Source organism: Pantoea sp. Cy-640 (genome assembly GCF_011752635.1).
Lineage (GTDB): Bacteria > Pseudomonadota > Gammaproteobacteria > Enterobacterales > Enterobacteriaceae > Pantoea > Pantoea dispersa.
Map to the genome: position 1 here is coordinate 294,246 of NZ_VWXB01000004.1, position 13,069 is coordinate 307,314.

At 59.8% G+C, this 13,069-nt stretch carries 8 protein-coding genes; 3 read left to right on the top strand and 5 right to left on the bottom strand.

The genetic code is table 11. From position 1 onward, the window contains the following. Positions 1-41: 41 nt before the first annotated feature. Together F3J36_RS12885 and F3J36_RS12890 are read right to left on the bottom strand one after the other, a co-directional pair. A complete protein-coding gene (locus F3J36_RS12885; RefSeq protein ID WP_058780412.1) occupies positions 42-746 on the bottom strand; it encodes a response regulator transcription factor in 705 nt (234 codons plus the stop codon). After that, complete coding sequence (locus F3J36_RS12890) at positions 746-3,997, bottom strand: transporter substrate-binding domain-containing protein (protein WP_166719825.1); 3,252 nt, start codon at positions 3,995-3,997, stop codon at positions 746-748. Before F3J36_RS12890 ends, F3J36_RS12885 begins: the two co-directional genes overlap by 1 nt. A gap of 370 nt (positions 3,998-4,367) precedes the next feature. Between F3J36_RS12890 and F3J36_RS12895 the strand changes: the two genes are divergently transcribed. After that, positions 4,368-5,330, top strand: a complete 963-nt coding sequence (locus F3J36_RS12895) for a sensor domain-containing diguanylate cyclase (RefSeq protein WP_166719826.1) — start codon at positions 4,368-4,370, stop codon at positions 5,328-5,330. 27 nt (positions 5,331-5,357) lie between these two features. Here F3J36_RS12895 and F3J36_RS12900 read toward each other — a convergent pair whose 3' ends face one another. Further along, entirely contained in the window at positions 5,358-7,226 is a 1,869-nt protein-coding gene (locus tag F3J36_RS12900) for an amidohydrolase (protein ID WP_166719827.1), read from the bottom strand. Between the two features lie 162 nt (positions 7,227-7,388). Here F3J36_RS12900 and F3J36_RS12905 point away from each other — a divergent pair, with 162 nt between their 5' ends. After that, positions 7,389-8,297, top strand: a complete 909-nt coding sequence (locus tag F3J36_RS12905; RefSeq protein ID WP_021507614.1) for a LysR family transcriptional regulator — start codon at positions 7,389-7,391, stop codon at positions 8,295-8,297. Here the strand turns inward: F3J36_RS12905 and F3J36_RS12910 are convergent, their stop codons facing one another. Then, positions 8,298-9,887 (bottom strand): MFS transporter, encoded by a 1,590-nt coding sequence (locus tag F3J36_RS12910; protein WP_166719828.1) that lies wholly within the window; start codon positions 9,885-9,887, stop codon positions 8,298-8,300. Positions 9,888-10,102: 215 nt separating this feature from the next. Here F3J36_RS12910 and F3J36_RS12915 point away from each other — a divergent pair, with 215 nt between their 5' ends. Then, positions 10,103-10,924 carry an alpha/beta fold hydrolase gene (locus F3J36_RS12915; protein WP_010616452.1) on the top strand — a complete coding sequence of 274 codons (822 nt, stop codon included), beginning with the start codon at positions 10,103-10,105 and terminating at the stop codon, positions 10,922-10,924. Between the two features lie 273 nt (positions 10,925-11,197). Here F3J36_RS12915 and treF read toward each other — a convergent pair whose 3' ends face one another. After that, on the bottom strand, positions 11,198-12,856 hold the full coding sequence (gene treF, locus F3J36_RS12920; RefSeq protein WP_058759659.1) for an alpha,alpha-trehalase TreF: 1,659 nt from the start codon (positions 12,854-12,856) through the stop codon (positions 11,198-11,200). Between the last annotated feature and the right edge of the window lie 213 nt (positions 12,857-13,069).

The following is a 13,069-nucleotide window of genomic DNA, read 5'->3' on the forward strand; positions in this document are numbered from 1 at the left end:
GATCCGCGTCACAGAACCGGTTTTATCCGCAGCGCAGTCGCTTACTGGGTGGTCACCAGTTCGGTGAAATACTGCTTGTACTTAAACAGTTCGAGATCCGAGCGCAGCCCCAGTTTGCGCAGCGCGGTCTGCTTCTGACCGCTGATGGTTTTGCGGCTGCGCGCGTATTTACCGGCGATCTGCGTAATGCTCAACCCGTCGAGATAACAGCGAATCACCTCGATTTCGCGCGGGCTCAGCTCGCGCAGCAGCAGCGTGATGTCGTCGCCCGCCTGGCGCGGCGCCAGGTAATCGTGCATCTCGCGATCGCTCTCCTGGAATTTATCCAGCTCCAGCATCATGTCCGGCGTCAGGAAGCGCTTGCCGCGACAGATTTGATGGATGGCATCGATCAGCACCTCCTGATCATGGCTTTTGCCGACAAATCCCTGCACGCCGGCTTTCAGCAACAGCTGGACAATCGCCGGTTTCTCCACCGCGGACGACACCAGAATCTTCAGCTGCGGGTAGTGCAGGCGCAGCTGTTTCACCATTTGCAGCCCGTCGAGCTGGTCTTCACCCAGCATGTAATCCAGCACCAGGATATCGAGCGGGTGGCGCTGCAGGAAGGCCATCAGCTGCTGGCGCTGGGCAAAGGCCCCGGCCAGATCGAGCTGCGGCTCCTGCGCTAAGCGGTACTGCATGGCTTTACCAATCAGCGGATGATCGTCCAGCACGGCAATCTGCCAGATTGCGCTCTCTTTCATTACATCACCTCTTCAGGAATAGGTGTTTCCAGGGCACGCAGGAACAGCGCGTCCAGCTCGGCCACCGCCCCGGCGACCTCCGGCAGCAGCTGTTGTAATAGCGCACCATCTTCATGCTCCGCCGCCTGTTCGGCGGCGCGGCAGCGATGTTGCAGCGCGTCGGCGCGCAGCATACGGGCACTGCCGAGTAGCTGATGCGCGGCGTGACGCGCCGAAGCAAAATTGTTCGCAGCCACCGCCTGCGTCAGCTGTGCGAGATCGTAACTGTTCTGCTGGCGCGCGGTGGTCACCAGGTCGCGCCACGCCTGCGGGTTGTTTGCCGCCAGATTTTCCAGCGTCAGCAGGGTATCGTCGCGCGTCGGGTTCATCGGTGCGCCGGTGATCACCTGCAGCAGCTGCGCGCGCTCCAGCGGTTTAAACAGACAACCGTTCATGCCGGCGTCCTGCGCCAGCTGCGCCACGCGCTCCTCCGCCATCGCCGTCAGGCCGTAAACCGGCACCGCGCGTCGCACCAGGCGCTTCTCTTCGGCGCGCAGCTGGCGGGTGAATTCGAAGCCGTCCATCTCCGGCATGTTGCAGTCGGTAATTACGCGGTCCGGCTGATTTTCGCGCCACAGCGCCAGTGCCGCTGCACCGCCGTCCGCCACCAGCACATGGTGCCCGGCGTAGCGCAGCTGCTGGGCCAGCAGCAGACGGTTGGTGGCGTTGTCATCGACAATCAGAATGCGCAGTGCAGCCTGCTTAGCGGGCTCCACCGGCTGTGGCAGGGTGGGCTGCTCATGTTCAATACGCGCCGCTTCCGCGCGGAAGCGCAGCATAAACACGCTGCCGTCACCCGGTTCACTCTCGACGTGCAGCTCGGTGCCGAGCATCACCGCCAGCCGGCGGCAGATATTCAGGCCTAACCCGGTGCCGCTGGCGCGGTTGCTGCCCTGATCGACCTGAATGAACGGCTCGAAGATCGCCTGCTGCTGCTCTGCCGTCAGGCCAACCCCGCTGTCGCTCACCTCCAGCACATACTCCGGCCGCGTGCTCTCTGCCTGATACAGCGCCACTTCGACTTCGCCGTGCGAAGTAAACTTGATGGCGTTGCTCACCAGATTGGAGAGAATTTGCTTCAGCGCCACCGGGTCAAACAGCACCTGGTCCTGCTCCAGCTCCAGCACGATATTCAGCGCCAGCCCCTTGTTCAGCGCCACCTGGCGGAACAGCGCTTCGCAATCCCGCACCACTTCACTGAGCGACATCGGCTGCAGCTGCACGCTGAAATGTCCTGATTCGATTTTTGCCAGGTCGAGAATATCGCCCACCAGCGACAGCAGCGAACGCGACGACTCCCAGGCGACATCAATGTTTTTCTGCCGCTGCTGTTCATTACTCTGGCCGAGATGCTCAATTTCCAGCAGGCCAATCAGCGCCGCCAGCGGCGTGCGGATTTCATGACTCATGTGCGACAGGAAAGTGCTTTTCGCTTCGCTGGCGCGCACCGCGACTTCGTTGGCTTTGCGCAGGTCGGCCATCAGCGCTTCGATATGCGCCAGCTGCTCGCTGATTTCACGCTCGTGCTCGCGCTGTTTCGCCAGTGAGGCTTTCAGCAGATGGTTACGCCACAGGAAAAACAGCAGGCCCAGCCCGGCTACGGCAACGATGCGCAATATATAGCTGCGATAGCTTTGCCACGAGGTGCTGGTAGCGGGCGGCGTGTATTTGATCCAGCGCTCCATCAGCGACTGCATGGTCGGCTGCGGAATATCGGACAGCGCTTTGTTAAGGATCGACAGCAGCACCTGATCCTGGCCATTGACCGCCATCGCCATGCGGAACATCGGCAGCGGCGCGACAAACGCGACCTTAAAGCTGTCATTGAAGTGATTGTTGAGCAGAAACAGCGACGACTCGTACGGCACAATAAAGCCATCCAGCTGCTTATCCAGCAACTGACCGAGCGAATCAATCGATACGCCATTTTCGACGAAGTTGATGCCCGGCCAGCGTTCACGTAAATCGTAACGATAGTAGGCGCGCTCATAAATACCGACGCGCTTGCCCGCCATCTCATCAAAGCTTTTCCACGGGCTGTCTTTGCGCGTCACCACTACCCACGACGAGTAGATGTAGGAGCGGGTGTAGCGGATTTTGTCGTCCTGCTGCGCGGTGGCGTCGCTGACGGCGATAATCGCATCGCGCTGGCGGTTGAGCGTATCGCGCATGTTGCTCAACCCCTGAATCGGGTTGTAGCGAAAGCGAATGCCGGTGCGCTGGGAAATCATTTTCAGCAGGTCCACGCTCAGGCCGACCACGCGCTGGCGGTTATCAATAAAGGTAAATGGCGTATGCGAAGGATCGTAGTTAACGGTGATCTCGCGGTGTTCTGCCAGCCACGCGGCCTCTTTGTCGCTGAGATCCAGCGGATGGTTTTTAACCACCGACTGATAATCCAGGCTCCAGGCTTCCGCAATCTGTACCGCGTTGCGCAGCGGAATGTTTTTCAGGATTTCATCGATGGCTGCGATCAGCGGCAGATTGGCACTGTTGCTGGCAAAGCGCGCGTCGACATCGTTGGTGTACGGTGTGCTGTGCGCCTCAATCACGTTCTGCAGGCCGCGATGTGAAAGAAAGCGCTGAGTGGCGCTGTTGCTCCAGAACAGGGTGTTTTCGCTAAACGCGGTGTCGGTGTAGGCCCACAGCGGCGGCGCGGCCGGCGCCAGCGTGGCGCGCGGATAGCGCTTGTGCAGCAGCGCTTTGAGTTCTGCATCACCGTAATAGAGCAGACGATAGCGGCTATTTTTCAGCTCACTGTCGAAGGTCGCGTTACGTTTGCTGATTAATACGCTGCGCGCCAGGGAATACGGCAGGCTCAGCGCCAGCTGCGTATCCTGATTGGCGGCCAGCGTGTAGTAAGGAATCAGATCGACTTCACCGTCGTTGAGCGCATCCACCAGCTCCAGCCGGGTTTTATACACCTTGATTTTCACCGGCAGATTTAACGCCTTCGCCACGATGGCCAGATAATCGGCCGAGAGTCCTTCGTAGGTATTGGCTTCAAACGACACGGAATAGGGCGGCAGCGGGTTGTTCCACACGCCGACGCGCAGTACAGAGTGCTGTTTCAGCCACTGCTGGCTCTGCGGCGACAGCGTGACTTCCGGTGCTACCAGACCATAGCGCGGCGAGAAATTTAACGTGGTTGCACCCCAGGCAGACAGGCAAAAGCCCAGTAACAGAAGGAGGCTGAGGATGCGTTTACTCACGGATGATTTCACTCGCTGGACCGGTTGCGCGCGCCGCCACCATGACGGCACTTCTTCTCTGACGGCACGTTGCGCGTCAGGCATCCTTCAACAGCGACTTAATACAAGTGGACTTAAATCGCGCTTAAGAAATTTCTTAAAAACAGGAGAGAAAATTCCTGGTGAAAGGCAGGTTTCGCCGGCGCGCCGAAGCGAAGCGCGCTGCTATTTTTAGTAAGTGTAAGTTTTGTTTGCTGAAATTACCGCGTTGCTTCGCCATTCCTGCTGAACCCGGCGCAATTTTCCGACGCTAATCGCCTTTTCATTTGTTTTATTTACAGAATCTATCGTGCAGGCAAAATAGCCCTTATTTTCTCTCCAGCGATCAACCATGTCCGAAGAAGCGCTGCGCCAGCAGATTCAGAACCTGAAAAAGCACAATGCGCGCCTCAAGCGCCTGGCGCACGACGCGCGTAATAAGCTGAACGCGGCGCTGGACGGCACCGGCTTGTGCCTGTGGCAGCTGGATATTCCCAGCGGCAAACTGGTGATTTTTAACCGGCGCTGGGGCGCGATGCTCGGCTTTCAGGCGAAAGAGACCAAAGCGCGCTTTGATGCCTGGCGCGAGTGCCTGCATCCGGAAGATGCCGATGAGGTGCTGCGCGCCTTTTACGATCATATTGAAGGGCGCGCGCCCTATTACGAGGCGCTGCACCGTATGATCGGCAAGAACGGCAAAATCACCTGGGTGTTAGATCGCGGACGCGTCAGCGAGTGGGACGAGCAGGGTAATCCGCTCAAAGTGACCGGCACCCATATCGATATGACCAAAGAGAAGAATTACGAAGCCCAGCTCTCCCTGCTGGCGCATCACGACCCGTTAACCGCGTTACCCAACCGCCACGCGCTGCAGGCGCATTTTAGTCAGCTGCAACGCGCCGGGCCGCTGTGCGTGGCGTTTATCGATCTCGACAATTTCAAGCACGTCAATGACACGCTCGGCCATCGCAGCGGTGACGAGGTGCTGATTCAGCTCAGCCAGCGCATCCGCGATTTGCTGCCGTCAGAGGCCATCGTCGGGCGGCTTGGCGGCGATGAGTTCGTGCTGCTGCTGCCGTTTTTGATTGATTACCCGAAGGTGCGCATTCTGGCGCAGGCGGTGCTGGATGCGGCGCTGACGCCGTTTGACGTCGACAATGGTCATGCGCGGATTGGTGCTTCGATCGGTATCGCCCCGGTACACCGGCGCGACAGCTTCGACGACGCGCTGACCAGGGCGGATGGCGCGATGTACCAGATTAAGAAGAACGGTAAGCAGGGCTTTGGCCTGGCAGGCAATATATCGGTGGGGTGAGGGCCAGCGCCCGCACCCTTTTATCACTTAAAACGCAAAACAGGAACAGCCCAGCGCACCCCAGAACGCGTTATTGTCTGACACCGGCACCGATGACTGGCGCGCGACATCATGAGCGTGGCTGTGCACGCCACAGGGGCCGCTGCACTGGTGTACCTGCGGCATCCGCGCGGCGCGGCCGCTGGTCTGCGGCGGGGCGCTGCGGTAGTGACCAGGCAAGGTAACCACCGGCGACCACTCCGGCAACACCGGTACCGGCGGCGGTGCCAGCGGCGTGAAGCTGCCGGCGGCATACACCACATTGCCATCCACCAGCGTCAGCACCGATTCAATGCCTTTGATCTCCTCTTCCGGCACGCTAAAGAAATCTTTCGATAACAGCACCAGATCCGCCAACTGGCCGACTTTGATCTCACCTTTGGCGCTCTGCTCGCTGGAGAACCAGGCACTGCCTTTGGTCCACAGCATCAGTGCGGTTTCACGGTCGATGCGTGCGTTGTCATCGTACAGCTGCATCCCGCCGACGGTACGGCCTGAAACCAGCCAGTACAGTGCGGTCCACGGGTTATAGCTGGCGACGCGGGTGGCATCGGTACCGAGGCCCACCGGTACGCCAGCCTCCAGCATGCGCGCCACCGGCGGCGTCTGCTTCGCGGCCTCTTTACCGTAGCGATCGACAAAGTATTCTCCCTGGAAAGCCATGCGATGCTGCACCGCCAGGCCGCCGCCGAGCGCTTTTACCCGATCAATATTGGCTTCAGTGATGGTTTCCGCATGGTCAAAGAACCAGTGCAGGCCATTGAACGGAATGTCGCGGTTCACCTTCTCAAACACATCCAGCATGCGGCTGATCGATTCGTTATAGGTGGCGTGCAGGCGGAATGGCCAGCGATGCTCCACCAGGTGGCGCACCACGCGCTCCAGCTCATCTTCCATGCCGGGTGCCAGATCCGGGCGCGGTTCGAGGAAATCTTCGAAGTCCGCCGCCGAGAACACCAGCATTTCACCGGCACCGTTGTGGCGCAGGAAGTTGGTGCCCTGGCCCGGCTTCAGCATATCGGTCCACTTCTCAAAGTCTTCCAGCTCGTGGCCGGGCCGCTGGGTGAACAGGTTATAGGCAATACGTACCGTCAGCTGCTTTTTCGCGTGCAGTTCGGCGATCACGTTGTAATCGTCCGGGTAATTCTGGAAGCCGCCGCCGGCGTCGATGGCGCTGGTCAGACCGAGGCGGTTCAGCTCGCGCATAAACTGCCGCGTCGAGTTAACCTGCTGTTCCAGCGACAGCTTTGGCCCTTTCGCCAGCGTGGCGTACAGCAGCATGGCGTTGGGACGGGCGATCAGCATGCCGGTCGGATTGCCATTGCTGTCGCGCTGGATTTCACCGCCCGGCGGGTTGGGGGTCTCTTTGGTGTAGCCCACCACTTTCAGCGCGGCGCGATTGAGCAGCGCGCGGTCATACAGGTGCAGAATGAAGACCGGCGTATCGGGCGCGGCGGCATTGATTTCGTCCAGCGTCGGCATGCGGCGCTCAGCAAACTGGAACTCGCTCCAGCCTCCGACCACGCGCACCCACTGCGGTGACGGCGTACGCAGTGCCTGTTCGCGCAGCATACGCAGCGCATCGGCCAGCGACGGCACGCCTTCCCAGCGCAGCTCAAGATTGTAGTTGAGGCCACCGCGAATCAGATGCAGGTGGGAATCGTTCAGGCCGGGAATGCCGGTGTGCCCTTTGGCGTCGATGATTTGCGTGTCGCTGCCGGCAAAGCGCATGACGTCCGCTTCGCTACCTACGGCGAGGAACTTGCCGTCTTTGATGGCCACGGCGGTAGCCAGCGGGTTTACGCGGTCGACGGTGTGAAACTTACCGTTGGTAAAAATCAGGGATGCGGTCGTCATTCTGTTCTCTCCGTTAAATTAAGCGTAGCGGCACTCAGCCACCGTGTTAATGCGCGGTTAAAAATGCTTGCGCCGATGAGGAAAAAAATACGAAATGACAGCAGTTATTGATAACGGATTGTTTTTACGTTGTCGTTCAACTTTTTTTACGGAGGGTAGGGAATGCGTTTAAATCTGGAGGCGCTGCTGATTCTGGATGCGCTCGATCGTCATGGCACCTTTGCCGCTGCGGCCGCGCGACTGTTCAAAACCGCGTCGGCGTTGAGCTATACCGTGCAGAAGATGGAGAGCGATTTAAAAATCACGCTGCTCGATCGCTCCGGCCATCGCGCCACGTTCACGCCGACCGGCCGTCTGATGCTGGAAAAAGGGCGGACGCTGCTGCGTGCGGTGAACGAGCTGGAGCAGCAGGCGCGCTACGTGGAGAGCGGCTGGGAGAGTCTGCTGACCATCAGCGTGGATGCTTCGCTGCCGTTCAGCATCCTCACACCGCTGATTGACGAATTTTATCAGCAGCACCCGCACACCCAGCTGCAGTTCCGTCAGGACGTACTGGCTGGCTGCTGGGAAGCGCTGCACTATGGCGAAGCGGACATTGTCTTTGGCGCGGTTCAGGAACCCGCCACGCGCAAAGAGATTGTCTGCCAGCCGCTGGGCTGGCTGGAGTATGTATTCGCTGTCGCTCCTGACCATCCGCTGGCGGCGGAGCCCGAACCGCTGCTGCGCGAACAGATTCGCCAGTATCGCGCGGTCACGGTGCATGATTCATCCCGCCACGGTGCCGGGATGGATTTACGCGTGCTGGATGAGCAGAAGACGCTGAGCGTGCATGATTTCCCGGCCAAACTGCAGGCGCATCTCGCCGGGCTCGGCTGTGGTTATCTGCCGCTTTACCTGGCGCGCCCGCACCTGGCGAGCGGTGCACTGGTGGCGCGCCAGCTGGACAGCGAGTGCCGGCGCGATATCGCCTATCTGGCGTGGAATGAGAGCGCCTGTGGCAACGCGGCTATCTGGTGGCGCGAGCGCCTGCCGACGCTGCCCGGCCTGAGTGACATCTACGCGCCAGCCTGATCACAGCGCAATATGATGGCTGACCTGCGGGGGTTCATCACCCTGATGGTACTGCAGTACCGCCTGCTGTAACTCAGCATCGGCGCGCGAGACGCGCTGGTGCTGACGTAAATGCTCCTGCCATGACTCCACCATAAACCACTCCAGCAGCGCCCCGGCATCGTCGGTCTGCTCCATTAATCCCCACGCATAGGCACCGTCACGGCGTCGCGCCTGCGCCAGTTTGTGCATCGCGTGCTGGAAAGCGGCGCGATCGGCCTGGGGAACACGGTAGCGAATCTGGATCAGTACGGCGCCACGGCGGATATCCACCGCATCGCTCACCACCGGTTCAGCCCAGTGCTGCGCCGGCTGCAGATCCGCTTCGCCCGCCGGCAGCGCCAGCCGTTTTGCCAGCAGCGCCGTGATGAGCAGCGCCGCGCCGGCCAGCATCAGCGTTGACGCCAGACCCATGTGCTGGGCGATCAGCCCCCAGGCCAGACTGCCACCCGCCAGCGTGCCGTTGAACACCATCAGATAGACCGCCAGCCCGCGACCGCGCACCCAGTCGGGCAGCACCGCCTGCGCCACGCCGTTGAGGGTTGTCAGCGCGATGATCCAGCCGGTGCCCAGGACCAGCATCAGCAGCAGCGCCAGCCACTGCGGCGGATTGAGCGCCAGCGCCACCATGACCAGCGCGCTGAGCACGGCGGAGAGCAGCATCAGTCCATCATGGCTCAGCCGGGCACGCAGGCGCGGCAGCAGCAGCGCGCCGGCTATGGCACCGGCACCGACGGCCCCAAGCAGCAAGCCATAAAAGCCCGCGCTGCCATGCAGCATGGTACGCGCCACCAGCGGCAGCAGCGCCCAGATGGCACTGGCGAAGGCAAAATACAGCGCGGCGCGCAACAGTACGCGGTGCAGTTCGCGGCTGGCTTTCACATAGCGCAGCCCGGCGCGGAAAGCGCCAAAGAAGTGCTCATTCAGCGCGGTAGCGGCTTTCGCCGGGCGTTTCCACCACAGCAGCGCGGCGATGACGAAAAAATAACTGGCGACATCGGCACCGTAAGCGGCCATAGCACCTAAACTTGCCAGCAGCAGGCCGCCGGTAGCCGGTCCAATCGCCCGGGCGATATTGATGCCCAGCGAGTTGAGCGCGACGGCATTTTTCAGCTCATGGCGGGGTACCAGTTCCGGCACGATGGCCTGCCATGCCGGACCGAACAGCGCCGCGCCAACGCCGCCGACAAAGGTCAGGCCGATCAGCCACTCGACGGTGAGCCAGTGGTTGTGCGACAGCAGCAGTAGCGTGCCGCTGACGCTGGCCATCAGCAGCTGCACCACAATCAGCAGGCGGCGGCGGTCAACAATATCCGACAGCACGCCGGCCGGCAGCGCCAGCAGGAACACTGGCAGGGTGGCGGCGGTTTGCATCAGCGCGACGGCGGTTGGGTTATCCGACAGTCCGGTAATCAGCCAGGCGCTGGCGACGTCGCGGATAAAGCTACCGGTATTGCCGAGCACCGAAGCGGTCCAGATCACGGCGAAAAGCCCGTAGGCGAAAGGGGAAAACGCGCCGCTGCGCGCTGTTTGTGGATTTGGCTGGTTCATCAGGCTGTTCCTGTCAGTGTGCGATGAGAGCACGATACGAAGCTCGCCCGTCAGGAGATAGCGGAAAAAATCGGCCAACTTGTACAAGGATTTTTGACGGCAGGGCTTAGCAAAAATCTTTGCACAAGTTGTCAAAATCTCTGCTTTAGGTTTTTCCACCATCCCACGCTAGTTTGATTGCCAGACACAACATCACTGACTAACGGAGAAAAAACATGAGCACATTCAAGACTAAAGACGGCGTAAACCTGTACTTCAAAGACTGGGGCAAGGGGCAGCCGGTGCTGTTCAGCCACGGCTGGCCGCTGGATGCCGATATGTGGGACAGCCAGCTCAACTTCCTCGCCGAGCGCGGCTACCGCGTCATCGCGTTTGACCGCCGCGGCTTTGGTCGCTCCGATCAGCCGTGGGAAGGCTACGATTACGACACTTTTGCCGACGATATTCACGGCCTGATCGAGCACCTGCAGCTGGATGAGGTGACGCTGGTGGGCTTCTCGATGGGCGGCGGGGATGTGTCGCGCTACATCGGTCGTTATGGTACCGCGAAAGTGAAAGGACTGGTGCTGCTGGGCGCCGTCACCCCGATCTTTGGTAAAACCGACGATCACCCGGAAGGGGTGGAATCAGCGGTGTTTGACGGGATCAAAGCGGGTTTGCTGAAGGATCGTGCGCAGTTTATCAAAGAGTTCGCCACGCCGTTTTACGGCACCAACGCGGGCCAGACGGTTTCCGATGGCGTGCTGACGCAGACGCTGAACATTGCGCTGCTGGCGTCGCTGAAAGGTACGCTGGATTGCGTGACCGCGTTCTCTGAGACGGATTTCCGTGCGGATATTGCCAAAGTGGATGTGCCGACGCTGGTGATCCACGGCAGTAATGACCAGGTGGTGCCGTTTGAAGCCACCGGTAAGCTGGTGCATGAGATGATTGCGGGTTCGCAGCTGAAAGTGTATGAGAACGGCCCGCACGGTTTTGCCGTGACGCATCAGGACCAGCTGAATGCGGATCTGCTGGCGTTTTTGCAGGGGAATTGAGGGGGGAGTGCGTTTTTCCCCTCACCCTAACCCTCTCCCGCCCGCGGGAGAGGGGACCGATCGAGCGAGCAGTGGATTCTTTCGTTACATGTGGCAGTGTTTCCTTCTCCCGCCCGTGGGAGAGGGGACCGATCGAGCGGGGGATTGGCTCTTGAATTAACCTGGGCTGTCTCAGTCCTGCATATGGCAGCGTTTCCCTCTCCCGGTGGGAGAGGGCCAGGGTGAGGGCATCAGGCCGCAGTTTCCCGCCTGCTACCACACCCAACCGCATTATCAGTCCGCCAGCAAATGCCCGTACATCGCCAGCAGGCGACGGGTGACGCCGTTGGTCCAGCCGAAGCCGTCCTGCAGCGGATACTCACCGCCGCCGCCCGGGCGGGCGCGATCGCCGCTGATATCGTACTTCTCTACCAGCTTATGGTGCAGCGAATAGAAATTCTTCACCGTGGTCAGCCAGTTGACCGCAATCTCGGTTGCCAGCGTCTCTTCACCGTAGTTATTCAGTCCGACCACCGCCATCCACTGCAGTGGTGCCCAGCCGTTAGGTTTATCCCACTGCTCGCCGCTCTCCACCATGGAGGTCACCAGGCCGCCCTGCGTCAGCAGCAGCTGGCGCAGCGCCACCGCCTGCAGATGCGCCTGCTCGGGTGATGCCAGCCCCAGGAACAGCGGTACCACCGCCGCTGCGGTAAAGGCACCAAAGCGTTCACGTCGCCAGTCGTAGTCGCGGTACACGCCAGCGGTGTTGTCCCACAGATAGCGATGAATCGCCTGCTTACGCGCATCCGCTTTCTTCTGCCACGCCAGGCCGGTGAGTTCTTCGCCCTTCGCGTGAGCCAGCGTCGAGATCATCAGCTCCAGCTTGTAGAGAAACGCATTCAGATCCACCGGAATAAACTGGGTGGTGCGAATACTGGCCAGACGCTGTGGATCGCGCAACCAGCGCGAAGAGTAATCCCAGCCGGAAGCGGCACCGGCGCGCAGATCGCGATAGACCTCGCTGGCCGGCCGACGCGATTTGCTGGCGGTTTCCACATCTTCCATCCACGACTCATCGCGCGGCGTGTCGCGATCGTCCCAGTAGCGGTTGAGCAGCGAACCATCCGGCATGCGCACCACGTGACGATAGGCCTGATGCGGCATCAGCTCGCCGGCTCCGTCCATCCAGAACTGATACTCTTTCATCAGCTGGTCAAGATAGCGCTTCGCGCCGCGAATGCCGTCCTCTTCAAACAGCTCGACCATCAGCGCGAACACCGGCGGCTGCGAGCGGCTGAGGTAATAGGTGCGGTTGCCATTCGGCACGTGACCGTAGTTATCAATCAGCCAGGCGAAGTTGTCCGCCATATGACGCAGCAGATCGTCGCGGCCCGCTTCGGCCAGTCCCAGCATGCTGAAGTAAGAGTCCCAGTAATACGTTTCACCAAAACGCCCGCCGGGCACCACGTAAGGCTTCGGCAGCGGCAGCAGCGACGAATGCGGTAAATGCTGCTGCGGCATTTTGGTTAACACTGGCCACAGATCGTCAATATGTTCCGTCAGGGTTTTATCCGGATTGGAAACATAAAAACTCTCATTGACCTGCGGTAAATAAAAATGCTCGTGGACAAATTTTTCCAGGTCGAACTCCGCCGAGCGTTTGCGGCGGCGATAGCGGATTAAAATATCCAGCGGATCGAATTTAGGCGCGCAGTCCGGAAACGTTTTGCTGTCGGCAAAAATACGTGACGTCTGCACGTGCTCAAACAGCTCCAGATAGCGATCGGCAGGCGTCAGCGCATCAGGCGCAGGCAGACCTTCGATCAGCTCGGGTTCCGGCTCCGAATCCTGCATACCTTCGCGGATAAACTCGTGAGGATCGTATTGATACCCCAGATCAGCATGGGCTTCGTGTTCTCCGAAAGCTTGACGTTGCTGGTGGTTAGTATTAATAGCGGCCTCCTGAAATTGCCTGGTTGCTCAAAGGACAAATTATAGATCTCTGACCCGATGAGACAACAATGCGAAATATCTATGAACGTAATAAATCTTGTCGATTGATCGGCTATTTAAGGCTTTTTTCAGCGAATACAACGCCCTATATTTCAGGAATTGAAAGCAGTGTTTCAGATGAAGCTTTAAATAAATGAACAGATTTATCTGTAA